Below are 24,954 nucleotides of genomic sequence, written 5' to 3'. Positions count from 1 at the left end.
CTCCGTCCGACGGATCAGGGCAGCAACGGCACGACCTGCGACAGGTCGACACGGCCGACCACCAGGTCGGCCCGCGCCCGCACCGCGGGCTTCGCGTTGAAGGCGAGGCCGAGACCGGCCTCGGCCATCATGAGCAGGTCGTTCGCTCCGTCGCCGATCGCGATGGTGCGGCGGGCCGGAATGCCGAGCTGCTCGGCCCACTCGAGGAGCGCCGCGGCCTTGGCCGCGGCATCCACGATTGCGCCCTCGACGACGCCGGAAAGTCGGCCGTCCTCGACTGCCAGCCGATTCGCGCGCCAGATGTCCACGCCCAGCCGCGGGGCGATCTCGTCGAGGATCTCGTGGAAGCCGCCCGACACGACTCCGACGGCGCCGCCGCGCGCATGCACGGCGGAGGTCAGCTCCAGAACTCCCGGTGTGGGCTCGATGCGCGAGAGCACGCGCGCGAACGACTCGAGCGGCACGCCGCGCAGGGCTGTGACGCGCGACCGCAGACTCGTGGCGAAGTCGACCTCGCCGCGCATGGCGGCCTCCGTCGCCGCGGCCACCTCGGCCTCGCGACTCGCCTCCGCGGCGATCAGTTCGATGACCTCGTTGCGGATCAGCGTCGAGTCGGCGTCGAGGACGACCAGGAACCGGGCACGGCGGGGGAGCATTCCACCACCGTACCGAGCAGACCGCGGGCGTCCCGACCGCGGCGTCTCAGAGCGTCACGCCTCCACCCGGACGTTCTTGCCGACCACGGTGATGCCCGAATCGGTCACCGTGAAACCTCGCGCCAGGTCGCGCTCGCGATCGACGCCCACCGTCGCCCCGGGCGCCAGCACCACGTTCTTGTCGAGGATCGCGCGGTGCACCCGGGCACCCGGACCGACGTTGACCTGGTCGAAGAGCACGGAGTCGGTGATCGTCGAGCCGCCGCCCGCGAGCGTCCAGGGCCCCACGACGCTGCGCTCGAGGTGCGTGCCCGAGAGCACCGAGCCGAGCGAGACCACGGAGTCGATCGCCGTGCCGATCCGGCCGACCGAGTCGCGCACGAACTTCGCCGGCGGCGAGTTCACGGCCTGCGCGTGGATCGGCCACTCGGTGTTGTACAGGTTGAAGATCGGCAGCGTGGAGATGAGATCGCGGTGCGCGTCGAAGAACGAGTCGATCGTGCCGACATCCCGCCAGTACGCACGGTCGCGATCCGTCGATCCCGGCACGTCGTTGCGCTTGAAGTCGTAGACGCCCGCCTCCCCGCGACCGACGAAGTAGGGGACGATGTCGCCGCCCATGTCGTGGTTGGACGCCGACAGCTCTCCGTCCGACTCGACGGCGTCGATCAGGGCATCGGCGTCGAAGATGTAGTTGCCCATCGAGGCGAGCACCTCGTGCGGCGCATCCGCGAGACCCGTCGGGTTCTGCGGCTTCTCCAGGAACTCGTTGATGCGCGTCGGGTCGTCGCCGGCGACATCGATGACGCCGAACTGGTTCGCGAGCGAGATCGGCTGACGGATGCCGGCGACCGTCGCACGGGCATCCGATTCGATGTGCGCGTCCAGCATCTGGCGGAAGTCCATGCGGTACACGTGGTCGGCGCCGATGACGACCACGATGTCGGGCTTCTCGTCGTTGATGAGGTTCAGGCTCTGCAGGATGGCGTCGGCCGACCCGGAGAACCACCGCTTGCCGAGGCGCTGCTGCGCCGGCACGGAGGCGACGTACGAGTCGAGCAGCGCCGACATGCGCCACGTCTGCGAGATGTGCCTGTCGAGGCTATGGGACTTGTACTGCGTCAGCACCACGATCTGTCTCAGACCCGAGTTGATCAGGTTCGAGATGGCGAAGTCGATCAGGCGGTACTGGCCTCCGAACGGCACCGCGGGCTTGGCCCGATCAGCCGTCAGGGGCATCAGCCGCTTGCCTTCGCCGCCGGCGAGGATGATTCCGAACACTTTCGGTGCTGCTGGCATGGCACCCACCATAGGTGCTCGCCCCAGCCTGTACTAGCGTTTCGTCATGCGCGTCGACATCGTGACCAAGGAGTATCCGCCGGAGATCTACGGGGGCGCCGGCGTGCATGCCGCCGAGCTCGTGAAGGCGCTGCGCGTCGAGGACGGCCTCGATGTCCGGGTGCACGCCTTCGGCGCCGAACGCGACGAGGAGGGCACCACCTCGCACGGCGTCCCACCGGGGCTCGCGGGTGCGAACGGCGCCATCCAGACGCTCGGCACGGACCTCGAGATCGTCCCCGACGTGGCGGGGGCCGACGTCGTGCACAGCCACACGTGGTACGCGAACTTCGCGGGTCACCTCTCGTCGCTCCTGTACGGCATCCCGCACATCGTCACCGCCCACAGCCTGGAGCCGCTGCGGCCGTGGAAGGCGGAGCAGCTCGGCGGCGGGTACCGCGTGTCGAGCTACATCGAGAAGACGGCGTACGAAGGTGCCGCTGCGGTCGTGGCGGTCAGCGACGGGATGCGACGAGACATCCTCCGCAGCTACCCCTCGCTCGATCCCGCCAAGGTGCGGGTCATCTACAACGGCATCGACGTCGAGGCGTGGCATCCCGTCGACGACCCGGGGTACCTGGCTGAGCAGGGCATCGATCCGAGCCGTCCGTCCATCGTCTTCGTGGGCCGCATCACCCGCCAGAAGGGTCTGCCGTATCTCCTGCGCGCTGCGGCCCTGCTGCCGCCGGAGGTGCAGCTCGTGCTGTGCGCCGGCGCGCCGGACACGCCCGAGATCATGGCGGAGGTGCAGGGTCTCGTCCAGGGACTGCAGGAGACGCGCGATGGCGTGGTCTGGATCGACAGGATGCTGTCAAGGCCCGAGCTCTGCACGATCCTGGCCGCAGCGACGACCTTCGTCTGTCCGTCGATCTACGAGCCGCTCGGCATCGTGAACCTCGAGGCGATGGCGTGCGGCGCGGCCGTGGTCGGAACCGCGACAGGCGGCATCCCCGAGGTCGTCAGCGACGGCGTGACGGGCCGGCTGGTGCCGATCGACCAGGTGCAGGACGGCAGCGGCACGCCCATCGATCCGGACGCCTTCGTCGCCGACCTCGCCCGCGTGCTGACCGAGGTGGCGACGGATCCGGAGCGGGCGGCCGCCTACGGCGCGGCCGGTCGGGCTCGCGCCACCGAGGACTTCAGCTGGGCCGCCATCGCCGCCCAGACGGCCGCACTGTACGCGGAGGTCGCCGCCGAGTCTCGATAGGCTGGGCAGATGCCTGAGGTCCTCGAGTTCTCCGACGTCGTCGTCCGCCGCAGTTCCCGTGACATCGTCGACCACCTCTCGTGGACTGTGCGGGACGACGAGCGCTGGGTGATCCTCGGGCCGAACGGCGCGGGCAAGACGACGCTCCTGCAGCTCGCCGACACCCTGATGCATCCGACGTCGGGCATCGTCCGCATCCTCGGCGAGCAGCTGGGCCGCAGCGACGTGTTCGAGCTGCGTCCGCGCATCGGCTTCGCCTCGACCGCCATGGCGCGCCAGGTGCCGCCCGAGGAGACGGTGCTGAACGTCGTCATGACGGCCGCCTACTCGGTCCTCGGCCGCTGGCGCGAGGACTACGACGACATCGACGAGCGTCGCGCCTTGCGCGTGCTCGCCGAGTGGCATCTCGACCATCTCGCCGACCGCACCTTCGGCACGCTGTCCGACGGCGAGCAGAAGCGGGTCCAGATCGCGCGCGCGGTCATGACCGACCCCGAGCTCCTTCTCCTCGACGAGCCGAGCGCGAGTCTCGATCTGGGCGCGCGCGAAGAGCTGCTCGCCCTGCTCAGCGGCTACGCCCAGGCGCCGACGACCCCGGCGATGATCATGGTCACGCACCACGTGGAGGAGATCCCCGTCGGCTTCACACACGTGCTGCTGCTGCGCGACGGCCAGGCCGTGGCATCGGGCCCGCTCGCCGGCACCCTGACCTCCGACAACCTCACCGAGACGTTCGGGATGCCGATCGTGCTCACCGAGGCGGACGGCCGCTTCGCCGCGCGCGCCGCGGCCTGACGACGGCGCCCGCCCCGATTCCTCGGGCGGACCGTGTTGCTGGTAGACTCGATCCTTGGTGCGCTCGCACCGCAGACTTCGTCCGCCCTGGCAAAATCCAGGGCACCACACTTTGAAGGACTTCCCATGAAGACTGACATCCACCCGAACTACCAGGCCGTCGTGTTCCGCGATCTCGGCTCGGGCGAGCTGTTCCTCACGCGCTCCACTGTCTCGAGCGACAAGACCATCGAGTTCGAAGGCGCCGAGTACCCCGTCATCGACGTCGAGATCTCGTCCGCCTCGCACCCGTTCTACACGGGCAAGCAGCGCATCCTCGACTCGGCCGGCCGCGTCGAGAAGTTCAACCAGCGCTTCAAGAACTTCGGCGGCGGCTCCTCGAAGTAATCGAGCCCCGCACGTTCCGAAGGCCCCGCCCCGGCGGGGCCTTCGTCGTCGCCGGAGGTGGCAGCGGCCACGGATGCAGAGCCGTGCCGGCTCATCGGATCGGCCAGCGGCCGTCGAGGCGCTCCTCCGGGTCGATGCGCCCGATCCGGACGAAGTACTCCGTGAGGCTCTCCGCCTGGAGGCGCGCCCACGAGATCTGCCGGGTGTGCAGCTCCCCGGCGGTGCGGGGGAGCGAAGGGCCGAAGCGCTCCGCGAGGGCCAGAGCGACGCGGCCGGCGGCGACGGCGTCGGCGGATGCGTCGTGGGCGTCCGCGAGCACCACGCGGTAGTGCTCCGCCACCACGGAGAGCGTGCGCCTGCCGGGGCGATAGCGGTCCATGAACTTGTCGAGCACGAGCGGGTCGATGACGGGCGAGGGCCGGTCGATCGGCTCGACGCCGTGACGCACGGCCTCATGGCGCAGCATCGAGAAGTCGAACGGCGCGTTGTAGGCGACCACCGGATATCCGGCGGCGAACACCGCTCGGAGCGTGTCGACGACCTCCGCCACGACCTCGGCAGCGGGTCGCCCCTGTGCGCGCGCCTGCGCGCTCGAGATGCCGTGCACGGCGCTGGCCTCGGCCGGGATCTCCACTCCGGGGTCCGCCATCCATGCCCGTGACCGCCGCACCGCGCCGTCCGGGCCGAGCACACCCACATGCGCGGTCACGATGCGATCCCGCTCGACGTCGATGCCGGTGGTCTCCAGGTCGAACACGCCGACGCCGTACGCCCATTCCGGAGCGTCCATCTCGAAGAGCGGCGGGCCGTCGTGCATGCCGCCCACGGTATGGGTGGCCTCCGACAGCGACCGTCCGGCGCGCCGGCGGCGGCTCGTAGACTCGACGGGTGCCCGCCGTGAACCCGTACGCCGCCCGACTCGCCGAGATCCCGGTCGAGCGGCGCGAGGTCGAGGTGTGCGCGGGCACGACGGCCTACTGGGTCTACGGTCCCGCCGATGCCGGGACCACCATCGTCGCCGTGCACGGTTTCCGCGGAGAGCACCACGGACTCGAGCCGGTGGTCGCCCACCTGCCCGGCATCCGGATCGTCTCACCCGACCTCCCCGGCTTCGGCGAATCGGCGCCGCTTCCGGGCCGCCGCCACACGCTCGACACCTACGCCGAGTGGCTCACGGCCTTCGTCGCGGCGGTCGCCCCGGGAGCCGTCGTCCTGGGCCACAGCTTCGGCTCGATCGTCGCGGCCGCCGCCGTCGCCTGGGGGCTGCCGACCGACCGCCTGATCCTCGTGAACCCGATCGGAGCGCCGGCGCTCGAGGGACCGCGTGGCGTGCTGACGCGACTCGCGGTCTTCTACTACTGGGCAGGGGCGCGACTGCCGCGGCCCGCAGGCGAGGCGCTGCTGCGCAGCCCGCTGATCGTGCGCGGCATGAGCGAGTCGATGGCGAAGACGCGCGAGCCCGAGCTGCGGCGTTTCGTGCACGATCAGCACGACACGTACTTCTCGCGCTTCGCCGACCGGGATGTGCTGCACGATGCGTTCGTGGCATCCGTGTCGCACGACGTGCGCGAGTTCGCGCCGCTCATCGCGCAGCCGACCCTGCTGGTCGCTGCGCAGAAGGACGACATCACGCCCATCGAGGCGGAGCGCCGGCTCGTCGCGATGTTCCCCGACGCGCAGCTGGTCGAGATCGCCGACGTCGGGCATCTCATCCACTACGAGACGCCGCAGGCGGCGGCGGCCGCCATCACGCGGTTTCTTGCGCCTTCCGACGGCGGTACGCGTTGACGTTCATCCGGTTGCCGCAATTGCCGGTGTCGCAGTAGCGCTTGGATCCGTTCTTCGAGTAGTCGACGTACACCGCGTCGCAGTCATCGGCCGAGCACACCCGCACGCGGTCGTACTCGTCGGACCGGATCACGTCCACGAACGCCATGGCGGCCTCCACGAGGATGCGGGTCTGCAGAGGCGAGTCGTCGGCCGTCGCGTGGATGTGCCAGTCGTAGCCGTCGTGGATCGTCAGCTGGGGGAGCGCCTTGCCGTCGCGGAGCATCTCGTTGACGAGCGGCACCGCGCCGTCACGGTCGACGTCCCAGAGCGCGCGCAGTCGCGGGCGGATGCTGCGCACGGCGGCGAGCTCGGACGCATCCCGTCGCAGCATCCCCGTGAACGGGTTCACCGCGAGATACGCATCGAGGTCCCCGAGCGTGCGCAGCGTGTCGTCGCGATCGATCCCGGGCAGCGTGTTGACGAGGTGAACGGCAGCCGTGAGCGACTGACGCGTGTCATGGATGAACACCACGTTGACTCCTGACATCCTCGATCGATAGTGTCACCAGTGTAGACAACGTTCACCCCTGACAGTCGGATGCCGCCCATGACCGTTTCGACCGCCTCCCTCCCTCCCGTCGCCGCTGCGGGCGAACGGAGTCGTGCGCGCGTGCGGACGACCGGGCTGCTGCTCGGAATCGGGTCCGCCCTGGCGTTCTCGTCGAGCGGTCCGCTGGTCAAGCCGCTTCTGGAGGCGGGCTGGTCGCTCGGGGCCGCCCTGCTGGTCCGCATGGGGGTCTCCGGGCTGATCCTCTCGCCGGCGCTGATCCGCGCGCTCCGGCGGCAGCCCGGCTTCCTCCGCCGCCACGGCGGATTGATCGTCCTGTTCGGGCTGGTGCCGGTCCTCGGCTGTCAGCTCTTCTTCTTCTCGGCGATGCAGCGGATGCCGGTGGCCGTCGCCCTGCTCATCCAGTACCTCGCTCCCGTGCTGCTGGTCGCCTTCACGTGGCTGCGCACCCGGCGCGCTCCCTCGGCGCTCGTCCTGTGGGGGTCCGTGGTCGCGGTGGTGGGCCTCGTCCTCGTCGTGAACGTCGTCGGCGCGTCCTTCGACCTCGTCGGCACGCTTCTCGCCCTTGCCGCGGCCGTCTGCGTGTGCGTGTACTTCGTCGCGTCCGAGCGGGCGGGCGCCGGCCTGCCGCCGCTCGCTCTCGCGGCGGGAGGACTCCTGACGGGTGCGGCGGCCATGGGCGTCCTCTGCGCGATCGGCGTCATGCCGTTCCGCGCCCCGGCGGCAACCGTCGCGCTCTCCGGGCTCGAGGTGCCGTGGTTCGTGCCGATGACGTGGGTGGCCGCGGTCGGCACGACCCTCGGCTATGCGCTCGGCGTCATGGCGATTCCGCGCCTCGGGTCCCGCGTGGCCTCGTTCGTCGGCCTCTCGGAGGTGCTCTTCGCGCTCGGATTCGCCTGCCTGCTTCTCGGCGAGACGCCCGCGCCCATCCAATTCCTCGGGGGAGCGCTGATCCTCGTGGGCGTCGTGCTGGTCCGCGCCGACTCGACGTCCGCGGCGGACGCCGCTACCGCTCCCGCGCCAGGTCCATGAGCGGAGCGACGCGGTGGGGGATGACCTCGCCCATGACGAGAGAGGTCTCCGTCCGCTCGACGCCGTCGATCGCCAGGATGCGGGCATCCGTCTCGAAGAGATGCTGGGTGTCGAGACAGGCCACGCGCACCAGCAGATCGATCTGACCGCTCAGGCCGTGCGCCTGCACGACTTCGGGGATGCGGACCAGCTCGGCGGTGATCTGCGGCAGCTCGACCTGGCGCACGGTGACGTGGATGAAGGCTTCGATCGGGAACCCGAGCGCCTTCGTGGAGACGGCCCGCTCGAACGACAGGAACGCCCCCTCGCGCTCCAGTCGGGCCATGCGCGCCTGGACGGTGTTGCGGGAGAGCCCGAGGCGATCGGCGAGCGCGACGACGGTCGCCCGATGATCCGCTGAGAGCGCGCTGAGGAGCTCGAGATCGACGCGGTCCAAGTTGCTCATGATGCGCAACTTTAGCACGCGTCCGGGGACCAGTGATGGGCAACATGCTCAAGCAAAACGGACATGCTTGAGCGGGGTGCATATCGGACGTACGCTCGTATCAGGTCGGCGAAGAGGCCGATGACGACCCGCGGAGCCCAAGAGGCCGATGCGGAATGGAGGTCACGACAATGGTGCACACCCTCACCCCCGCAGCCGAACTCGGCGCCGACATCGACGACGTCGCACGACTGCTCACCGCCGACGGAGAGCGCATCGCCGACTCCGTCCTGGACCCGTGGATCGCGGACGTGGATGCCGCGCAGCTGCAGGCCCTCTATCGCGACATGGTCGTACTCCGGCGCATCGACGCCGAGGGCGTCGCCCTCCAGCGTCAGGGCCAGCTCGGTCTGTGGGCGCCGTGCAGCGGCCAGGAGGCGACGCAGATCGGCACCGCGCGCGGTCTGCGCGCCGACGACTTCACCTTCCCCAGCTACCGCGAGATCGGCGTGGTCTACGCCCGCGGCGCCCGCCCGTCGGACTTCGTCCTGTCCTGGCGCGGGGAGGCCCACTCGACGCTCGAGCCCGAGACGATGCACTCGGCCGTTCCGCAGATCATCATCGGCGCGCAGACGCTGCATGCCGTCGGCTATGGGATGGGCATCCAGCGCGACGGCGCCGACCAGGTCGCGGTCACGTACTTCGGCGACGGCGCATCCAGCCAGGGCGACGTGAACGAGGCGATGGTGTTCGCGGCATCCTTCGGCGCTCCCGTCGTGTTCGTGTGCACGAACAACCAGTACGCCATCTCCGAGCCCGTTCGCGTGCAGGCGGCCGCGCCGATCGCCGGCCGGGCACCGGGCTTCGGCATCCCGAGCATGCGCGTCGACGGCAACGACGTCCTGGCCTGCCTCGCCGCGATGCGGTGGGCGGCGGCACATGCCCGCAGCGGAGCGGGCCCCGCGTTCATCGAAGCGGTCACCTACCGCATGGGTCCGCACACGACGTCCGACGACCCGACCCGCTACCGCGACGCGGCCGAGCTCGAGCGCTGGCGCGCGCGCGACCCGCTGACCCGTGTCGAGGCGTACCTGCGCTCGCGCGGCGAGTTCGGCGACGAGTTCGCGGCATCCGTGCAGGCCGCGGCCGACGACATGGCCGCCCAGGTGCGCGCCGCGTGCCTCGGCGCCGTGACGAAGCCGGCGATGAGCGTCTTCGACAACGTCTACGCCGAGCCGCACACCGGGATCGCCGAGCAGATCGCCGACTTCAGCGCGTACCTGGACGGGTTCGCGGAGGCCGAGGGCGAGGTCGCACGATGACCCAGCTGACGATGGCGAAGGCCCTGAACGAGGGCCTGCGCCGCGCGATGCGGGACGACGACCGCGTCCTGCTCATGGGCGAGGACATCGGCAAGCTCGGCGGCGTGTTCCGCATCACCGACGGACTGCAGAGCGAGTTCGGTGCGGCGCGGGTCGTCGACACCCCCCTCGCCGAGTCGGGGATCGTGGGCACGGCCGTCGGTCTCGCGTACCGAGGCTTCCGCCCTGTCGTCGAGATCCAGTTCGACGGCTTCGTGTACCCCGCTTTCGATCAGATCGTGAGCCAGGTGGCCAAGCTCCACTACCGCACGGCCGGCAGGGTGCGCATGCCGATCACGATCCGCATCCCGTGGGCCGGCGGTGTCGGCGCCGCCGAGCACCATTCCGAGTCTCCCGAGGCCTATTTCGTGCACACGTCGGGCCTGCGCGTGGTGGCGGTCTCGAACCCGCAGGACGCCTTCACCGTGCTCCGGCAGGCGATCGCGAGCGACGACCCCGTCGTCTTCTTCGAGCCCAAGCGGCTCTACCACACGAAGGGCGAGGTCGACCTCGAGTCGCCGCTCGCCGACGCCGCACCCATGGGCCTCGCCCGCGTCGCGCGGGAGGGACGGGACGTGACGATCCTCACGTACGGCGCACAGGTGCAGACGGCGCTGGATGCGGCCACCGCCGCCGAGGACGAGGGCACGTCGATCGAGGTCATCGACCTTCGCTCGCTCTCGCCCGTCGACTACCGGACGGTGACCGCGTCGGTCCGCAAGACCGGACGGGTCGTCGTCACGCACGAGGCGGCCCGCGAGGCGGGAGTGGGCGCCGAGCTCATCGCCAGCGTCACCGAGCGCTGCTTCAACTACCTCGAGTCGGCGCCTGTGCGCGTGACGGGCCATGACATCCCGTACCCGCCCGCAAAGCTCGAGAAGTACCACCTGCCCGACCTCGACCGGATCCTGGATGCGGTGGACCGCGTGATGGATCGGCCGAACAGCCTGTCACCCGTGGAGAGTGCGTCGCCGGAGGCCGCCGACCGCGCAGCGGCCGTCGATGGGGGTGTGGGGGCATGAGTCAGGACTTCCGGCTTCCCGACCTCGGCGAGGGTCTTCCCGAGGCGGAGCTCGTGCAGTGGCTCGTGGCGCCCGGCGACACCGTCAGCCTGAACCAGACGATCGCCGAGGTGGAGACGGCCAAGGCCGTCGTCGAACTGCCATCGCCGTACGCGGGCACCGTGGGGGCGCTGCACGCCGCGCCGGGCGACGTGTTCGCCGTCGGCGACGTGGTCATCACGATCGACACGGGTGAGGATGCGCCCGCCGAGGCGGCGCCGGCGCACGCCGAGGCCGCCGAACCCGCGGAGGCGGAGAAGGCGGTCCCGAACCTCGTCGGCTACGGCGCCGCGCCCCGGGCCGGCGGACGGCCGCAGCGCAGGGCGCGCGGAGCGCGCGCGGCCTCCGGTCCCGACACGGCGGTGCTCGAGGCCGCCCCGCACGACGCGATGCCGCGGCGCGAGGCCCCCGAGCCCGTGATGGAGCGGCCGCGGTCCACGCCGCCCGTCCGCAAGCTCGCCAAGGACCTGGGCGTCGACCTGGCCCTGGTCGAGGCATCCGGCGTGACCGGGATCATCACCCGCGCCGACGTCGAGGCCTACGCGGCGCGCATGACCGCGCCGCAGGCGATCCCGGCGATCGCCTCCGAGCCCGATGTCGTGACGTCCGTCGGCGCGCGGCCGCGCGAGACCCGCACGCCGATCCGCGGCGTCCGCAGGGCGACGGCGGATGCCATGGTGCGCAGCGCCTTCACGGCGCCGCAGGCGTCGACTTTCCTCGCGGTCGATGTGACCGCGACGACCGAGCTCGTGGCCTCGCTGGCCGCCGATCGCTCACTCGAGGGTCACCGCGTCGGCATCATGGCGATCGCCGCGAAGGCCGTGTGCCTTGCGCTCGGCGCGACCCCGAGCGTCAACTCGCGGTGGGACGAGCAGGCGGGGGAGATCGTCGAGTTCGGCTACGTCAACCTCGGCATCGCCGCGGCGACGGAGCGGGGGCTCGTGGTCCCCACCATCCGGGATGCCGAGCAGCTGACGCTCGTCGGCCTCGCCGACGCGATCCGCGACCTCGCAGCGACCGCGCGCGCCGGCCGGACCACGCCGGCGTCGATGCTCGGCGGAACGTTCACGATCACCAACGTGGGCGTCTTCGGAGTGGACGGCGGAACGCCCATCGTCAACCCGGGCGAGGCCGCCATCCTCGCACTCGGTGCTGTGCGTCGGCAGCCGTGGGAGCACCGGGGCGAGATCGCCCTGCGCGACGTCATGACCCTGAGCCTGTCGTTCGACCACCGGCTGGTCGACGGCGAGCAGGCCGCACGCTTCCTGCGCGATGTGGCCGGAGTTCTGCGGGAGCCCGGACGGGCGATGCTGCTGCGCTGAGCGCGACGGCGATCGCGGCGCTGTCAGGCGGACAGCGCCGCGATCGCCATGTCGTGCAGCACATCGCGCACGACGGCGTCGTCGACGGAGGCGGCGCGCGATGCGCGCAGGCTGTACGGCGTGGAGTTGATGAGGCCGAAGCAGGCGTGGGCGCGCACACGCAGATCGCCCTCGGAGCGCCCGGGATGAACCTCCCGCAGCACCCCGATCCAGGTGTCGATGTACTCGCGCTGCAGATGACGGACCTGCGACCTGTCCCGGTCGGACAGGCTGGCGAGGTCGCGGTCCTGGACCCGGATGACGTCGGGCTCGTCGAGCGCGAAGTCGACGTGGAAGTCGACGAGCGCGTCCAGCTGCCGCCGCGCCTCGTCGTGCTGGGCGACCACGGCCCGACCGCCGTCGCGCAGGCCCTCGCTGACGCCGATCAGGATCGCTCCGAGGAGGGCCTGCTTGTTCGCGAAGTGTCGGTACACGGCCGGGCCGCTGACCCCGACGGCTGCGCCGAGGTCCTCGAGACTCACACCGCTGAAGCCGCGGTCCGCGAACAGGCGGGCGGCTTCGCGCACGAGCGCGGCCTGACGATCCGATTTCGCGCGGCGGCGCTCGGTGGCTCCCCTTGGCATTTCAGTTAATCCTCACTAACATGGGCGAGAGGTTAATGAACACTAACCGCGCATCTGCGGTCCGTTCAACGGACGTGATGCGATCGTGACGTCGAGGGAGATGGCATGACGGGGACGGCTCTTCCCTCGGGGGAGCGGATCGGCACCGCGCCGGCTCGTGGTGAGGCCTACGACGAGGGGTATGCAGCGCAGCGGCGACTCGCCGAGGCCCTGCGCGAGCGAGTGGCCGCGGCATCCCTCGGCGGACCCGAGCGCTCCCGCGAGCGCCATGCGTCGCGCGGCAAGCTGCTGCCGCGCGACCGGGTGCTGCGGCTGCTCGACGAGGGAAGTCCCTTCCTGGAGGTCTCCCCGCTCGCCGCCGAGGGCCTGTACGACGGCGACGCGCCGGGAGCAGGTCTTATCGCGGGCATCGGGCTCGTGCACGGCCGGCAGGTGATCGTGGTGTGCAACGACGCGACGGTCAAGGGCGGCACGTACTATCCGCTGACGGTGAAGAAGCACCTGCGCGCCCAGGAGATCGCCCTCGAGAACCGCCTCCCGTGCATCTACCTCGTGGACTCGGGCGGCGCCTTCCTGCCGAAGCAGGACGAGGTGTTCCCCGATCGTGACCATTTCGGCCGCATCTTCTTCAACCAGGCACGGCTCTCGGCGGCGGGCATTCCGCAGATCGCCGCGGTGCTCGGCTCGTGCACCGCCGGCGGGGCGTACGTGCCTGCGATGAGCGACGAGACGGTGATCGTGCGCAACCAGGGAACGATCTTCCTCGGCGGTCCGCCGCTCGTGAAGGCCGCGATCGGCGAGATCGTCAGCGCGGAGGAGCTGGGCGGCGGCGAGCTGCACGCCCGCCGCTCGGGCGTGGTCGACCACCTCGCCGAGGACGACGAGCACGCGCTCGAGATCGTCCGCGACATCGTCGCGACGCTGCCGCAACCTCTCGAGCCCGCCTGGACCGTCCTGGAGAGCGTCCCGCCCGCGGCCGATCCGGCGGAGCTGTACGGCATCGTCCCGGTGGACGTCACGCGGCCGTACGACGTGCGCGAGGTCATCGCGCGCCTCGTGGATGCGAGCGCCTTCCACGAGTTCAAGCGCAACTACGGCACGACGCTCGTCACGGGCTTCGCCCACATCCACGGTCACCCGGTGGGGATCGTGGCCAACAACGGCATCCTGTTCTCCGAATCCGCACTCAAGGGAGCGCACTTCATCGAGCTGTGCGACCAGCGCGGCATCCCGCTGCTGTTCCTGCAGAACATCACCGGCTTCCTCGTCGGACGGGATGCCGAGGCCGGCGGCATCGCCAAGGACGGCGCCAAGATGGTCACCGCGGTCGCGACGACCCGCGTGCCGAAGCTCACGGTCATCGTCGGCGGCTCCTTCGGCGCGGGCAACTACTCCATGTGCGGCCGCGCGTACTCGCCGCGGTTCCTGTGGTCGTGGCCGGCCAGCCGCATCTCGGTCATGGGCGGCCCGCAGGCGGCATCCGTGCTGTCCACGGTCCGTGCGGACCAGCTCGCCGCGCGGGGGGAGGACTGGCCCGACGACGAGCGCGCGGCTTTCGAGTCGCCCATCCGGCGGCAGTACGAAGAGCAGGGCGACCCCTATTACGCGACCGCCCGCCTGTGGGACGACGGCATCCTCGATCCGCTCGACACCCGCGACGCCCTCGGCCTCGCGCTCGACGTCGTCTCCCGAGTCCCGCTGCCCGAGCCGCGCTTCGGCGTCTTCCGGATGTGAGCCCCATGATCACCCGCCCAGCCGAATCGGTCCCCGAGCCTGTCGAGGGGTTCGACACCGTCCTCGTCGCCAATCGCGGTGAGATCGCGCAACGCGTGATCCGCACGCTGCGCCGACTCGGCATCCGCTCCGTCGCCGTGTTCAGCGACGCGGACGCCGACGCTCCGCACGTGCGGGAAGCCGACACCGCGGTGCGGATCGGGCCGGCAGCGGCGGCGGAATCGTATCTCGACATCGGCGCGGTGATCGCGGCGGCGCAGTCTGCGGGCGCTCAGGCCATCCATCCCGGCTACGGCTTCCTCTCCGAGAATGCGGCGTTCGCCCGGGCGTGCGCCGATGCCGGCATCGTGTTCATCGGGCCGGGCGAACGGGCGCTCGAGGTCATGGGCGACAAGATCCGTGCGCGCGACCATGTCGCCTCCCACGGCGTGCCGATCGTGCCGGGGTTCAGTGCCGCGGGGATGTCCGACGACGAGGTCGCGGCGCGGGCGGATGCCGCCGGCTATCCGCTGCTCGTGAAGCCGTCGGCCGGCGGCGGCGGCAAGGGCATGCAGGTCGTGCGGTCCGCGGCCGAGCTGCGGCCCGCGCTCGCCACGGCGCGACGCGTGTCGGCCGCGGCCTTCGGCGACGACACCTTGCTCCTCGAGCGCCTCATCGAGCGTCCCCGGCACATCGAGGTGCAGGTGATGGCGGATGCACACGGACACGTCATCCATCTCGGGGAGCGGGAGTGCACACTCCAGCGCCGGCATCAGAAGGTCGTCGAGGAGGCTCCCTCACCCGTGATCGACGCGGCGACGCGCGCGCGACTGGGTGCAGCGGCGTGCGCGGCGGCGGCCAGCGTGGACTACGTCGGCGCCGGGACCGTCGAGTTCCTCGTCGCCGGGGATCGCCCCGACGACTTCTTCTTCATCGAGATGAACACGCGCCTGCAGGTGGAGCACCCGGTGACCGAGCTCGTCACGGGTCTCGATCTCGTCGAGCTGCAGCTGCGCACCGCCGCCGGCGAGCCGCTGCCGCTCGACCAGGACGACGTGGTGCTCACCGGACACGCCATCGAGGCGCGCGTGTACGCCGAGAGCCCGGCGCGCGGATTCCTGCCGCAGACCGGGCACGTGCTCGTGTGGCGGCCGTCCGTGGAGGCGCGGACGGATGCAGCGGTCGAGACCGGCTCCGTCGTCACCGCCGACTACGACCCGATGATCGCGAAGGTCATCGCGCACGCCGACGACCGGGCGGGCGCCGTCGCGGCCCTCGACCGCGCGCTGGGCGACACGGTGCTGCTCGGCGTGGAGACGAACATCGGCTTCCTCCGCACGCTGCTGAACGACCCCGCCGTCGTGGCGGGCGACCTCGACACCGGACTCATCGACCGACTGCCGCCCTACACCGACCCGGAGCCGTCGGCTGCTGCGCTGTCGGCCGCGGCCACCGTGATCGCGGCGGCGGATGCGGCGACGGCAGAGGGTCGTGTGCAGCACGCCTCGCCGTTGTGGCTGTCACGCTCGGGGTGGCGCGCGGGTGCCCCGGCGGTCGCGCTCCTCGAGAGCTTCGAGACATCCGACGGCCGTCTCGTGACGGCGTCGCCTGTGCCCCCTCCCGCTCGAGCGGGACGCGACCTGCCGCTCGCCCGCGACGCCGACGGACGGCTCTGGGTGCATGCCGACGGCGTCACGACCACCCTGCGTCCCGTGACCCGCCGCCAGGCGGCCGACATCCGGCTGGCTCAGCGCGGCCGCGGCGACGGCGCAGCCGACCCGGACCTGCGGGCGCCGATGCCGGGTGCCGTCGTCGCCGTGCACGTCGTCGACGGCGACTCCGTCACTGCCGGCGACCGCATCGCGACCATCGAGGCCATGAAGATGGAGCATCCCGTGACGGCACCGCATGACGGGGTCGTCACCCTCTCGGTCAGCGCCGGGGCGCAGGTGCGCCTCGGCGAGAAGATCGCGCGGGTCGATGCGCCCGCCCCCGAATCCGCAGACTCCGCCGCATCCGCAGGCGACTGACATCCCGAGGAGAACCATGATCGACAGCACTCTCACCGACGACGAGCAGGAGCTCGCAGGACTGGTCCGCGAGTTCGCGGACGAGGTCGTCGCTCCGCGGTCGTACCAGGCGGACCGCGACCACGAGCTGCCGCTCGACATCGTGGCGCAGATGGGCGAGCTCGGACTCTTCGGCCTTCCCTTCCCCGAGGAGGTCGGCGGACAGGGCGGCGACTTCTTCGCGCTGTGCCTCGCGATCGAGGGTCTCGCCCGCGTGGACCAGTCCATCGCGATCACGCTGGAGGCGGCCACGTGCCTCGGCGCGATGCCGGTCTACATGTTCGGCACGGATGCGCAGAAGGCCGAGCACCTGCCCGACCTGCTGTCCGCGCGCGCACTGGCGGGATTCGGTCTCACCGAACCCGAGGCGGGATCGGATGCCGGCGCGACGCGCACCACGGCCCGCCGCGACGGCGCGGAGTGGGTCGTCAACGGGACGAAGCAGTTCATCACGAACTCGGGCACCGCCATCACCCGGTTCGTGACGGTGACGGCGGTCACCGGCGAGAGCGGCGGGCGCAAGCAGATCTCCACGATCATCGTGCCCAACGGCACCCCCGGCTTCACCGTGGAGCCGGCGTACGACAAGGTCGGGTGGCACGCATCCGACACGCATCCCCTCACCTTCTCGGATGCCCGCGTCCCCGAGGAGAACCTGCTCGGACAGGAAGGGCGCGGTTTCGCGAACTTCCTGCAGACGCTCGACGAGGGGCGCATCGCCATCGCTGCGCTCTCGACGGGTGCGGCGGAGGGATGCCTCGAAGAGGCCCTCGCATACTCCCAGAGCCGTACGGTCTTCGGCAGCTCGCTGTCGACGCGCCAGCACGTGCAGTTCCTGCTCGCGCGCATGCAGGCGCGCGTGCACAATGCCCGCCTCGCCTGGCACCACGCGGCGCGCCTGCGCGACAACGGCCGCCCGTTCAAGACCGAGGCCGCGATCGCGAAGCTCACCGCGAGCGATGCGGCGATGGACAACGCGCGTGACGCCACTCAGCTGTTCGGCGGCAACGGCTTCATGAACGAGTTCCTCGTCGCCCGCCACTACCGCGACTCGAAGATCCTCGAGATCGGCGAGGGCACCAGCGAGGTGCAGCTGCTCGTGATCGCCCGGGCCCTCGGAGTAGCGTGACGATATGTCCGTGATCGAGCAGCGCGGCCTGTGGTTCGAGGAGTTCGAGGTGGGCGCACGCTACCTGCACCGCCCCGGACGCACCGCCACCGAGGCCGACAACGTCCTGTTCTCGTCTCTCACCATGAACACGCAGGCACTGCATCTGGATGCCGCGTACTCGGCGACCCAGCCGTTCGGCCAGCGCCTCATGAACTCCATGTGGACGCTCGCCACGATGGTGGGCGCATCCGTCTCGCAGCTGACGCAGGGCACGCTCGTCGCGCAGCTGGGGCTGGGGGACATCAGCTTTCCCGCCCCGCTGTTCGCGGGGGACACGCTCTACACCGAGACCGAGATCACCGCCGCGCGGCTGTCGGCGTCGCGTCCGGGCCAGGGGATCGTCACCATGGTGCACACCGGTCGCAACCAGGACGGGGTGGTCGTGGCGACGGCGACGCGGGTGGCGCTCATGTGGTGCCGCCCTGCGGGTTCCGCGAACGACGAGGACGGCGAGGCCGACGACGCCACGATCCTGGACAGCCACGCATGACCGGGCCCTTCGGCTGCGGTCCCGCGATCCTGTTCTGCCCCGCCGACCGGCCCGAGCGCTACGCCAAGGCGCTCGAGCGGGCCGACGCCGTCATCGTCGACCTCGAGGACGCCGTCGCGCCCGCCGACAAGGCGGCTGCCCGAGGTGCTCTGATCGACGCCGAACTGGAGCCCGACCGGGTGATCGTGCGGGTCAATCCCGTCGGCTCGCACGACTTCGCCGACGACATGGCGACCCTGTCGCATACGGATCACCGCACGATCATGCTCGCGAAGGCGGAGTCGCCGCAGCGCATCGCGGCCATCGACCCTCGCTTCTCGGTCGTCGCCCTCTGCGAGAGCGCGCGGGGCGTCGAGAATGCCGACCGGATCGCCGCCCTGGAGCGCGTGACGGCTCTCATGTGGGGCGCCGAGGACCTCGTCGCGTCCCTCGGCGGGACGGCGAGCCGAAACGACCGGCGCCGTTACCGCGATGTCGCGCGCTACGCCCGCTCGCGCGTTCTCGTGGCAGCCGGCGCCCACGGCAAGGTCGCCATCGACGCGGTGCACCTCGACATCGCCGACGTGAAGGGACAGCGACGAGAGGCGAGGGATGCCGCGGCCTCCGGTTTCGCGGCGACAGCCTGCATCCATCCCAGCCAGGTGGACGTCATCCGCGAGGCCTACCGGCCGACCGCGGCGGAGGCCGAGTGGGCGCGAGCCGTGCTCGCGGCGGCCGACGGGGAGCGGGGCGTCTTCGCGTTCGAGGGGCGGATGGTCGACGAGCCCGTGCTGCGGCATGCTCGACGCGTGCTCGACAGACTCTGAGCCGATCCAGCCCGCGTCGATCGGACCCGATCGATCCGGCCCGCGTCAGTCGATGCCGGCGGTGTAGGAGAGCAGCCGCATCCGATCGCGCTCCCACATGACGCGGTGCGCGGAGCCGTTCGGCAGGCGTTCGCCGTCGCGGGGGAGAGTGCCGCCCGACGCATGATGGATGACCTCGCGGATGAGCGCGCCGTGGCTCACGATCACGAGCGTGGGCGCCGGTGCTCCGACGGAGGAACGCGCATCGGCGACAGCCGCGCGCAGCCCGCGCAGCGCGCGCACGCGCAGGTCGTCGCGCGTCTCCGCGTCCGGCACCTCGGCGGAGTGCCACGCCCCCCAGCGCTGCGCGAACTCGTCGATGCCGACGCCCTCCGCCTGGCCGTAGCCTCGCTCGCGCAGATCCGGGTACAGGCGCGGCGTCGCCGCTCCCAGCGTCTCCGCGATGATCTCGGCGGTCTCCCGCGCGCGGGCCAGATCGCTCGCCGCGACGACGACGGGAACCGTCGGATCGAGGTGGTGCAGGAGGCCGGTCGCGGCATCCCGCGCCTGCGCCCGTCCCGTGTCGTTCAGCGGGATGTCCGTCAGTCCCTGGATGCGTCGCGCGCGGTTCCACTCGGTCTCGCCATGGCGCACGAGGGTCAGGACGGTCATGACTCGAGCCTAACGAGCGGCGGGGAGACGATCGGACAGGGCGCTCAGCACCTCCGTGGTGCCGGCGTCGATCTTCACCGCCGCCCACGGGTCCGCGCGCGTCACGCCGCGGTTGACGACGACGATCGGCATGCGCCGGCGCCGGGCGCGCTCGACGAGGCGCACCCCGGAGTTCACGACGAGCGACGAGCCCGCCACGACCAGGGCCTCGCTGGCGTGGACGAGCTGCTCGGCCTCCTTGAACTTGCCGGCGGGGATGAACTCGCCGAAGAAGACCACGTCCGGTTTCAGCGTCCCGCCGCACACCGTGCACAGCGGCAGGACGAAGTCCTCGACGCTCTCGGGCGTCACGTCGCCGTCCGGGCCGAGGACGATCTCGCCGTCGCGCGCCAGCCAGGGGTTGTCGGCGTCGATGCGCGCCGAGACATCCCGCCGGTCGAAGATCTGGCCGCAGCGCAGGCACTGGATGCGGCGCATCGTCCCGTGCAGCTCGACCAGGCGCCGGGTGCCTGCCCGCAAGTGGAGGCCGTCGACGTTCTGCGTGATGACGCCGGTGACGACGCCGTCGCTCTCGAGGCGGGCCAGAGCCTCATGCCCCGAGTTGGGGTCGGCGCTCGAGAAGGCGCGCCAGCCGAGCTGGCTGCCGACCCAGTAGCGGCGGCGCGCAGCATCCGATTCCAGGAACCGGTCGACGGTCATCGGCGTCCGGACGGGAGCGCCCTCGCCGCGATAGTCGGGGATGCCGGAGTCCGTCGACACGCCCGCACCGGTCAGGACGGCGACGCGCCGCCCGCCCAGCACCTCGACCGCGCGCTCGACGAGCATGGCCGTCTGCGCATTCAGCGCGAGAGTCGCGGTCATGGAGCACCGTGCTTCCTGCTCGCGGCGTACCCCGCGAATTCCGGTGGCGGGGTCCGATCAGCCTGCGTCACGGCAGCCCCCCTCCTCGGCAGTGTAGGCCGACCACTTTTCGGGCATGTTACGGACACCCGGGACGTCGCCGCCTGAGGCATCCTGGATGGATGCGCGTGGCGACCATCGACGACCCGGACGACCCACGGCTCGCGGACTACCGGGGTCTCACGGATGTCGCGCTGCGCCGTCTGCTGGAGCCGGAGGGCGGGCTCTACATCGCGGAGTCGGCGAAAGTCATCGGCCGCGCGCTGGCTGCCGGCCATCGGCCGCGATCCGTGCTGGTCCAGAGCAAATGGCTGGCCGACGTCGAGCGGATGCTGCCCCCCGGCGACGACACCGACGTCTATGTCGTCCCGGCCGAGGTGGCGGAGGCCGTCACAGGCTACGCCGTGCACCGAGGCGCGCTCGCCGCCATGCACCGGCCCGAGCTGCCGCCGGTCGCCGAGGTCGTCGCGGGTGCCCGTCTGGTCGTCGTGCTGGAGGACATCGTCGACCACACGAACGTCGGCGCGATCTTCCGCGCCGCCGCGGGACTCGGAGCCGATGCCGTGCTGGTAAGTCCCCGCTGCGCGGACCCGCTCTACCGCCGGAGCGTGCGGGTGAGCATGGGCACGGTGTTCCAGGTGCCGTGGACGCGGCTGGAATCGTTCGGGCAGCTGCGCGAGACGGGGCTGCACGTGGCCGCGCTGGCCCTGGCCGACGACGCGGTCGCCTTGGATGCCTTCTCGGCCGAGCGCCCGGAGCGTGTCGCACTGCTCCTCGGCGCCGAGGGAGACGGCCTGAGCCGTCGCGCACTGGCCGCGGCCGACACGATCGTGACGATCCCGATGGCAGGGGGAGTGGACTCCCTCAACGTCGCCGCAGCCAGCGCCGTCGCGCTGTGGGAGCTGCGAAGCCGTCGACTCAGACGCCCGGGCGCACCATCAGCTCGGTGATCTCGGCATCCCGAGGCAGGTCGAGCGCGGTCAGGATCGTCGTGACGACGGAGGCGGGCCGCATCCACTGCGATGCGTCGTACTCCGCCCCCTCCTGGCGGTGCACCTTCTCCTGCATCGGCGTCGCGGTCCGCCCGGGATAGACCGTGGTCACCCGCACGCCGTTCGCCCGCTCCTCCTCGCGCAGCGCGTCGGCGATCGCCCGCACGGCGAACTTGCTCGCCGCATAGGAGCCCCACCCGGGATGCACGCGCCGTCCGGCTCCGGAGTTGACGAACACCACGTGACCGCGCCCGGCCCGCAGGGCGGGAAGCAGGATGCGGGTCAGCTCCGCGGGCGCGACGGCGTTGACGTCGAGCTGCTGCTGCCAGGCCGCCACCGGGGTTTCGGCGATCCGGCCGAGCTCGACGATGCCTGCGACGTGCAGGAGCGAGTCGAGGCGATCAGGCAGCTCCTGCGCGCCGAGCGCGGAAGCGAGGCCGCCCGGGTCGGAGAGGTCGGCGACGAGGATGCGCGCACCCGGGAACCGCTCCGTGAACTGCGCGGCCCGTGTCTCGTCCCGCGCGATGAGCCACAGCTCGTCGCCGCGCTCGACGAGGCGATCGCCGAGGACACCGCCGATGCCCGAGCCTGCCCCCGTGATGAGGTGCGTCGCCACGTCAGACCTGCTCTCCCCGGTGAGCGGCCTCGTCCTTCGCCGGCGCGAGGATCGTCACCGGCATCGGCTCGGGGCGCTTCGGCGCGATGTTGTCGCCCGAGGACTGGTGGCGCACGCGCCGCAGCACCCACGGGACGAAGTACTCGCGCGCCCAGACGAGGTCGTTCGCGCGCGCAGCGCGCCACGTCCGGAACGGGATCGCGTCCGGCTGCATCGGCTTCAGATCGTTGGGCACGTTGAGCGCGCGCAGCACCATCCTCGCGACCTCGTGGTGGCCGAGGCTGTTGTAGTGCAGGCGATCATCGGTGAAGAACCGCATGTCCTGCACCTCCTTGAGCGCCCACTGGTCGGCGACGATGCAGTCGTACTTGTCCGCGATCGCGCGGATGTTCTCGTTGTAGATCGCGATCTTGCCGCGGATGCCCCGGAACACCGGCGTGAAGTTGGTGTCGATGCCGGTGAAGACGACGAGGGTCGCACCCTGGCTCGACAGGCGCACGACGGCGTCCTCGAAGAGCTCGGCGATGGCGTCGGGGTCGCCGTTCGGCCGGATCACGTCGTTGCCGCCCGCGGAGAACGTGATGAGGTCGGGCTTCAGCGCCAGCGCCGGCTCGACCTGCTCCTCCACGATCTGACGGATGAGCCGTCCCCGGATGGCGAGGTTGGCGTAGGCGAAGTCGTCCACCTGCGCGGCGAGGACCTCCGCCACCCTGTCCGCCCAGCCGCGGTGACCGCCCGGCGCGTCAGGATCGGGGTCGCCGATGCCCTCCGTGAACGAGTCGCCGATCGCGACGAACCGACGCCAGGGATGTGGTCCGTCGTTCGGGACATAGGGGGTGCGGTTCGCGTCCGTCGTGCTCATCTCGACCTTCTACCGGGGGATGCCTCGAGCCTATCCCCGCGGGATGGGGCCGGCCCCGGCGCATGCTGTCCGAGAGGTCGTCTATCGTGGTGACCCGTGTCTGCCCGCGTGCGGAGCGACACGGGACGGCACGGCAAGACGAAGGGCGGGGGCGCATGGAGGAGTTCTCCACCACCGACCCGGTCGGCCCCGGCGACGTCTCCCGTCACGAGGAGTCCGCCCCCCACTTCGGCGGCTTCGCCGCGGAGCATCTCTCGCCCTCGTTCCCGCAGCGCGCCCCGTGGGGCACGGCCCAGCGCCTGCGCGCCTGGCAGGCCGAGGCGCTCGACCTCTACTTCGCGCTGGACGGGCCCGACGGCGTCGGCAAGGGGCCGCGCGACTTCCTCGCCGCCGCCACGCCGGGCGCCGGCAAGACGACCTTCGCCCTGCGCCTCGCGAGCGAGCTGATGCGGCGCGGCGTGGTCGATCGCATCGTCGTCGTGGCGCCCACGGAGCACCTCAAGACCCAGTGGGCGGATGCCGCGGCTCGCGTCTCCATCCGCCTGGACCCCGCCTTCAGCAACCGTCATGTCGCGCCCGCCCGGCACTATCACGGCGTGGCCGTGACCTACGCGCAAGTGGCGGTGAAGTCGTCGGTGCACCAGCGACTCGTGATGGATCGGCGCACGCTCGTGATCCTCGACGAGGTTCACCACGGGGGCGACGCGCTCAGCTGGGGCGACGCGCTGCGGGACGCCTACCAGCGCGCCGCACGGCGGCTCCTCCTCTCCGGAACGCCGTTCCGCTCCGACACCGCCCCGATTCCCTTCGTCGAATACCACCCCGACGAGAAGGGCATCCGCATATCGCGCACCGACTACGCGTACGGCTACCGTCGGGCGCTCGAGGACGGCGTCGTCCGCCCCGTGATCTTCCTCGTGTACGCGGGAAAGATGCGCTGGCGGACCAAGACCGGCGACGAGATGGAGGCGCATCTCGGACAGGACAACACGAAGGACATCACCTCGCAGGCGTGGCGCACCGCGCTCGATCCGGAGGGCGACTGGATCCCCGCCGTCCTGCGATCGGCCGACCGGCGGCTGAGCGAGGTCCGCGAGCAGGTTCCGGATGCGGGTGGCCTCGTGATCGCGACCGATCAGACGGCGGCGCGCGCGTACGCGGCGATCCTCGCGGGGCTGACCGGGGAGCAGCCCACGGTCGTGCTCTCCGACGAGGCCGAGGCATCGGGCCGCATCGAGACGTTCTCGAAGAGCAGCACGCGATGGATGGTGGCCGTCCGCATGGTGTCGGAGGGCGTGGACGTCCCGCGACTGGCCGTCGGCGTCTACGCCACGAGCGCGTCCACCCCGCTGTTCTTCGCGCAGGCCATCGGGCGCTTCGTGCGCGCGCGCCGGCGTGGCGAGACCGCGAGCGTGTTCCTCCCGAACGTCCCGCAGCTGCTCGAGCTCGCGAACGAGCTGGAGCGCCAGCGCGACCACGCCCTCGACCGCGAGAGCGACGGCGACGAGTGGAACGCCGAAGAGGATCTGATGGATGCCGCCGAGCGCGAGGACTCGGCATCCGATGCGCTCACCGAGGAGTTCACCTACCAGGCTCTGGGCTCGCTCGCGCATTTCGATCGAGTCCTGTTCGACGGCAAGGAGTTCGGTCAGCTCGCCGTGCCCGGCACGATCGAGGAGGAGGAGTTCCTCGGCATCCCCGGGCTTCTGGAGCCGGAGCACGTCCACGAGCTGCTGATGCAGCGACAGGCGCGCCAGGGACGCCACCGCAGGGAGCGCGAGGCACGCGAGAGTACGGCCGATTCGTCCGCCGCGGACGATTCCGCGCTCCCGCAGGCCCTGCACCGCACCCTCAAGGAGCAGCGGCAGCTGCTGAACAGCCTCGTCGGGCTGTACGCGCGGAAGAGCGGGGAGGCCCACGGCCTCGTGCACGCGGAGCTGCGACGGATCTGCGGCGGTCCTGCCGTCTCGCACGCCACCGTGGCGCAGCTGCAGGCGCGCATCGATGTCCTCCGCAAGCGCGTGCACTCCTGACCCGCGCGCGCCGTTCGGATCCCCGAAATGCTGGCAATCGCGGGATTCCGCGGATCGCGGGCTGATCCGGCGGATAGCCTCGAACGGTTCCCGCACCCGCCGCAGCC

Annotated in this window: 25 protein-coding genes; 15 read left to right on the top strand and 10 right to left on the bottom strand. The window is 71.1% G+C overall.

Annotated elements, in window-relative coordinates; translation table 11 throughout:
* Positions 1-14: 14 nt before the first annotated feature.
* Positions 15-656, bottom strand: coding sequence for a phosphoserine phosphatase SerB (gene serB / locus SM116_RS10105; protein ID WP_320940858.1), 642 nt, complete (start codon positions 654-656; stop codon positions 15-17).
* A 54-nt stretch (positions 657-710) separates the two neighbouring features.
* Complete coding sequence (locus SM116_RS10100) at positions 711-1,955, bottom strand: glucose-1-phosphate adenylyltransferase (protein WP_320940857.1); 1,245 nt, start codon at positions 1,953-1,955, stop codon at positions 711-713.
* Positions 1,956-2,001: 46 nt separating this feature from the next.
* Here SM116_RS10100 and glgA point away from each other — a divergent pair, with 46 nt between their 5' ends.
* The 3 genes from glgA (at position 2,002) to SM116_RS10085 (ending at position 4,383) form a co-directional block, all read left to right on the top strand.
* Positions 2,002-3,201 carry a glycogen synthase gene (glgA, locus tag SM116_RS10095; RefSeq protein WP_320940856.1) on the top strand — a complete coding sequence of 400 codons (1,200 nt, stop codon included), beginning with the start codon at positions 2,002-2,004 and terminating at the stop codon, positions 3,199-3,201.
* A gap of 9 nt (positions 3,202-3,210) precedes the next feature.
* A complete protein-coding gene (locus tag SM116_RS10090) occupies positions 3,211-3,996 on the top strand; it encodes an ABC transporter ATP-binding protein (protein ID WP_320940855.1) in 786 nt (261 codons plus the stop codon).
* Between the two features lie 126 nt (positions 3,997-4,122).
* Positions 4,123-4,383, top strand: a complete 261-nt coding sequence (locus tag SM116_RS10085; RefSeq protein ID WP_320940854.1) for a type B 50S ribosomal protein L31 — start codon at positions 4,123-4,125, stop codon at positions 4,381-4,383.
* A gap of 91 nt (positions 4,384-4,474) precedes the next feature.
* On the opposite strand, the gene SM116_RS10080 is transcribed toward SM116_RS10085, so the two are convergent.
* Positions 4,475-5,200 carry an exonuclease domain-containing protein gene (locus SM116_RS10080; RefSeq protein ID WP_320940853.1) on the bottom strand — a complete coding sequence of 242 codons (726 nt, stop codon included), beginning with the start codon at positions 5,198-5,200 and terminating at the stop codon, positions 4,475-4,477.
* 71 nt (positions 5,201-5,271) lie between these two features.
* Between SM116_RS10080 and SM116_RS10075 the strand changes: the two genes are divergently transcribed.
* Complete coding sequence (locus SM116_RS10075; RefSeq protein ID WP_320940852.1) at positions 5,272-6,171, top strand: alpha/beta fold hydrolase; 900 nt, start codon at positions 5,272-5,274, stop codon at positions 6,169-6,171.
* Here SM116_RS10075 and SM116_RS10070 read toward each other — a convergent pair.
* Entirely contained in the window at positions 6,131-6,685 is a 555-nt protein-coding gene (locus SM116_RS10070; protein WP_320944153.1) for a CGNR zinc finger domain-containing protein, read from the bottom strand. The genes SM116_RS10075 and SM116_RS10070 overlap by 41 nt on opposite strands.
* A gap of 75 nt (positions 6,686-6,760) precedes the next feature.
* On the opposite strand from SM116_RS10070, the gene SM116_RS10065 reads away from it, so the two are divergent.
* Entirely contained in the window at positions 6,761-7,753 is a 993-nt protein-coding gene (locus SM116_RS10065) for an EamA family transporter (RefSeq protein ID WP_320940851.1), read from the top strand.
* Here the strand turns inward: SM116_RS10065 and SM116_RS10060 are convergent.
* Entirely contained in the window at positions 7,728-8,198 is a 471-nt protein-coding gene (locus SM116_RS10060; RefSeq protein ID WP_320940850.1) for an Lrp/AsnC family transcriptional regulator, read from the bottom strand. The two genes, SM116_RS10065 and SM116_RS10060, sit on opposite strands and share 26 nt — an antisense overlap.
* 155 nt (positions 8,199-8,353) lie before the next feature.
* Here SM116_RS10060 and pdhA point away from each other — a divergent pair, with 155 nt between their 5' ends.
* From pdhA to SM116_RS10045, 3 genes are read left to right on the top strand one after another with little or no spacing between them, the layout of a single operon-like run.
* Positions 8,354-9,499, top strand: coding sequence for a pyruvate dehydrogenase (acetyl-transferring) E1 component subunit alpha (gene pdhA, locus SM116_RS10055; RefSeq protein ID WP_320940849.1), 1,146 nt, complete (start codon positions 8,354-8,356; stop codon positions 9,497-9,499).
* Positions 9,496-10,560, top strand: a complete 1,065-nt coding sequence (locus SM116_RS10050) for an alpha-ketoacid dehydrogenase subunit beta (protein ID WP_320940848.1) — start codon at positions 9,496-9,498, stop codon at positions 10,558-10,560. The genes pdhA and SM116_RS10050 overlap by 4 nt, the downstream gene beginning before the upstream one ends.
* Positions 10,557-11,921, top strand: a complete 1,365-nt coding sequence (locus SM116_RS10045) for a dihydrolipoamide acetyltransferase family protein (protein ID WP_320940847.1) — start codon at positions 10,557-10,559, stop codon at positions 11,919-11,921. Before SM116_RS10050 ends, SM116_RS10045 begins: the two co-directional genes overlap by 4 nt.
* 23 nt (positions 11,922-11,944) lie before the next feature.
* On the opposite strand, the gene SM116_RS10040 is transcribed toward SM116_RS10045, so the two are convergent.
* Positions 11,945-12,544 carry an SACE_7040 family transcriptional regulator gene (locus SM116_RS10040; RefSeq protein ID WP_320940846.1) on the bottom strand — a complete coding sequence of 200 codons (600 nt, stop codon included), beginning with the start codon at positions 12,542-12,544 and terminating at the stop codon, positions 11,945-11,947.
* A gap of 105 nt (positions 12,545-12,649) precedes the next feature.
* Between SM116_RS10040 and SM116_RS10035 the strand changes: the two genes are divergently transcribed.
* Genes SM116_RS10035 through SM116_RS10015 form a run of 5 tightly spaced genes read left to right on the top strand, consistent with a single transcriptional unit; the run spans position 12,650 to position 18,793 of the window.
* Positions 12,650-14,278: a carboxyl transferase domain-containing protein gene (locus tag SM116_RS10035; protein WP_320940845.1), complete on the top strand. Its 1,629-nt coding sequence runs from the start codon at positions 12,650-12,652 to the stop codon at positions 14,276-14,278.
* A 5-nt stretch (positions 14,279-14,283) separates the two neighbouring features.
* Entirely contained in the window at positions 14,284-16,287 is a 2,004-nt protein-coding gene (locus SM116_RS10030; RefSeq protein WP_320940844.1) for an acetyl/propionyl/methylcrotonyl-CoA carboxylase subunit alpha, read from the top strand.
* Positions 16,288-16,303: 16 nt separating this feature from the next.
* Positions 16,304-17,455, top strand: a complete 1,152-nt coding sequence (locus SM116_RS10025) for an acyl-CoA dehydrogenase family protein (RefSeq protein ID WP_320940843.1) — start codon at positions 16,304-16,306, stop codon at positions 17,453-17,455.
* A gap of 4 nt (positions 17,456-17,459) precedes the next feature.
* Entirely contained in the window at positions 17,460-17,987 is a 528-nt protein-coding gene (locus SM116_RS10020) for a MaoC family dehydratase (RefSeq protein ID WP_320940842.1), read from the top strand.
* Positions 17,984-18,793 carry an HpcH/HpaI aldolase/citrate lyase family protein gene (locus SM116_RS10015; RefSeq protein ID WP_320940841.1) on the top strand — a complete coding sequence of 270 codons (810 nt, stop codon included), beginning with the start codon at positions 17,984-17,986 and terminating at the stop codon, positions 18,791-18,793. The genes SM116_RS10020 and SM116_RS10015 overlap by 4 nt, the downstream gene beginning before the upstream one ends.
* A gap of 45 nt (positions 18,794-18,838) precedes the next feature.
* Here SM116_RS10015 and SM116_RS10010 read toward each other — a convergent pair whose 3' ends face one another.
* Positions 18,839-19,444 carry a histidine phosphatase family protein gene (locus SM116_RS10010; RefSeq protein ID WP_320940840.1) on the bottom strand — a complete coding sequence of 202 codons (606 nt, stop codon included), beginning with the start codon at positions 19,442-19,444 and terminating at the stop codon, positions 18,839-18,841.
* Between the two features lie 9 nt (positions 19,445-19,453).
* Positions 19,454-20,305, bottom strand: a complete 852-nt coding sequence (locus tag SM116_RS10005; protein ID WP_320940839.1) for a Sir2 family NAD-dependent protein deacetylase — start codon at positions 20,303-20,305, stop codon at positions 19,454-19,456.
* Between the two features lie 161 nt (positions 20,306-20,466).
* Here SM116_RS10005 and SM116_RS10000 point away from each other — a divergent pair, with 161 nt between their 5' ends.
* Positions 20,467-21,294: a TrmH family RNA methyltransferase gene (locus SM116_RS10000; protein ID WP_320940838.1), complete on the top strand. Its 828-nt coding sequence runs from the start codon at positions 20,467-20,469 to the stop codon at positions 21,292-21,294.
* Here SM116_RS10000 and SM116_RS09995 read toward each other — a convergent pair.
* The gene (locus tag SM116_RS09995; protein ID WP_320940837.1) at positions 21,263-21,952 is read right to left on the bottom strand and encodes an SDR family oxidoreductase; all 690 of its coding nucleotides are present in this window, start codon (positions 21,950-21,952) and stop codon (positions 21,263-21,265) included. The genes SM116_RS10000 and SM116_RS09995 overlap by 32 nt on opposite strands.
* Position 21,953: 1 nt before the next feature.
* On the bottom strand, positions 21,954-22,814 hold the full coding sequence (locus SM116_RS09990; protein WP_320940836.1) for an SGNH/GDSL hydrolase family protein: 861 nt from the start codon (positions 22,812-22,814) through the stop codon (positions 21,954-21,956).
* A gap of 155 nt (positions 22,815-22,969) precedes the next feature.
* Between SM116_RS09990 and SM116_RS09985 the strand changes: the two genes are divergently transcribed.
* Positions 22,970-24,847: a DEAD/DEAH box helicase gene (locus tag SM116_RS09985; RefSeq protein ID WP_320940835.1), complete on the top strand. Its 1,878-nt coding sequence runs from the start codon at positions 22,970-22,972 to the stop codon at positions 24,845-24,847.
* Positions 24,848-24,954: the final 107 nt, after the last annotated feature.

The sequence above is a fragment of the Microbacterium rhizosphaerae genome (assembly GCF_034120055.1).
In the GTDB taxonomy this organism is placed as follows: domain Bacteria; phylum Actinomycetota; class Actinomycetes; order Actinomycetales; family Microbacteriaceae; genus Microbacterium; species Microbacterium rhizosphaerae.
This window is presented reverse-complemented; position numbering and strand designations above follow the sequence as displayed.

Bases quoted from the DNA above. Each gene is read 5' to 3' on its own strand.
- serB (WP_320940858.1), bottom strand. From the start codon at position 656: ATGCTCCCCCGCCGTGCCCGGTTCCTGGTCGTCCTCGACGCCGACTCG.
- SM116_RS10100 (WP_320940857.1), bottom strand. From the start codon at position 1,955: ATGCCAGCAGCACCGAAAGTGTTCGGAATCATCCTCGCCGGCGGCGAA.
- glgA (WP_320940856.1), top strand. From the start codon at position 2,002: ATGCGCGTCGACATCGTGACCAAGGAGTATCCGCCGGAGATCTACGGG.
- SM116_RS10090 (WP_320940855.1), top strand. From the start codon at position 3,211: ATGCCTGAGGTCCTCGAGTTCTCCGACGTCGTCGTCCGCCGCAGTTCC.
- SM116_RS10085 (WP_320940854.1), top strand. From the start codon at position 4,123: ATGAAGACTGACATCCACCCGAACTACCAGGCCGTCGTGTTCCGCGAT.
- SM116_RS10080 (WP_320940853.1), bottom strand. From the start codon at position 5,200: ATGCACGACGGCCCGCCGCTCTTCGAGATGGACGCTCCGGAATGGGCG.
- SM116_RS10065 (WP_320940851.1), top strand. From the start codon at position 6,761: ATGACCGTTTCGACCGCCTCCCTCCCTCCCGTCGCCGCTGCGGGCGAA.
- SM116_RS10060 (WP_320940850.1), bottom strand. From the start codon at position 8,198: ATGAGCAACTTGGACCGCGTCGATCTCGAGCTCCTCAGCGCGCTCTCA.
- pdhA (WP_320940849.1), top strand. From the start codon at position 8,354: ATGGAGGTCACGACAATGGTGCACACCCTCACCCCCGCAGCCGAACTC.
- SM116_RS10050 (WP_320940848.1), top strand. From the start codon at position 9,496: ATGACCCAGCTGACGATGGCGAAGGCCCTGAACGAGGGCCTGCGCCGC.
- SM116_RS10045 (WP_320940847.1), top strand. From the start codon at position 10,557: ATGAGTCAGGACTTCCGGCTTCCCGACCTCGGCGAGGGTCTTCCCGAG.
- SM116_RS10040 (WP_320940846.1), bottom strand. From the start codon at position 12,544: ATGCCAAGGGGAGCCACCGAGCGCCGCCGCGCGAAATCGGATCGTCAG.
- SM116_RS10035 (WP_320940845.1), top strand. From the start codon at position 12,650: ATGACGGGGACGGCTCTTCCCTCGGGGGAGCGGATCGGCACCGCGCCG.
- SM116_RS10030 (WP_320940844.1), top strand. From the start codon at position 14,284: ATGATCACCCGCCCAGCCGAATCGGTCCCCGAGCCTGTCGAGGGGTTC.
- SM116_RS10025 (WP_320940843.1), top strand. From the start codon at position 16,304: ATGATCGACAGCACTCTCACCGACGACGAGCAGGAGCTCGCAGGACTG.
- SM116_RS10020 (WP_320940842.1), top strand. From the start codon at position 17,460: ATGTCCGTGATCGAGCAGCGCGGCCTGTGGTTCGAGGAGTTCGAGGTG.
- SM116_RS10015 (WP_320940841.1), top strand. From the start codon at position 17,984: ATGACCGGGCCCTTCGGCTGCGGTCCCGCGATCCTGTTCTGCCCCGCC.
- SM116_RS10010 (WP_320940840.1), bottom strand. From the start codon at position 19,444: ATGACCGTCCTGACCCTCGTGCGCCATGGCGAGACCGAGTGGAACCGC.
- SM116_RS10005 (WP_320940839.1), bottom strand. From the start codon at position 20,305: ATGACCGCGACTCTCGCGCTGAATGCGCAGACGGCCATGCTCGTCGAG.
- SM116_RS10000 (WP_320940838.1), top strand. From the start codon at position 20,467: ATGCGCGTGGCGACCATCGACGACCCGGACGACCCACGGCTCGCGGAC.
- SM116_RS09990 (WP_320940836.1), bottom strand. From the start codon at position 22,814: ATGAGCACGACGGACGCGAACCGCACCCCCTATGTCCCGAACGACGGA.
- SM116_RS09985 (WP_320940835.1), top strand. From the start codon at position 22,970: ATGGAGGAGTTCTCCACCACCGACCCGGTCGGCCCCGGCGACGTCTCC.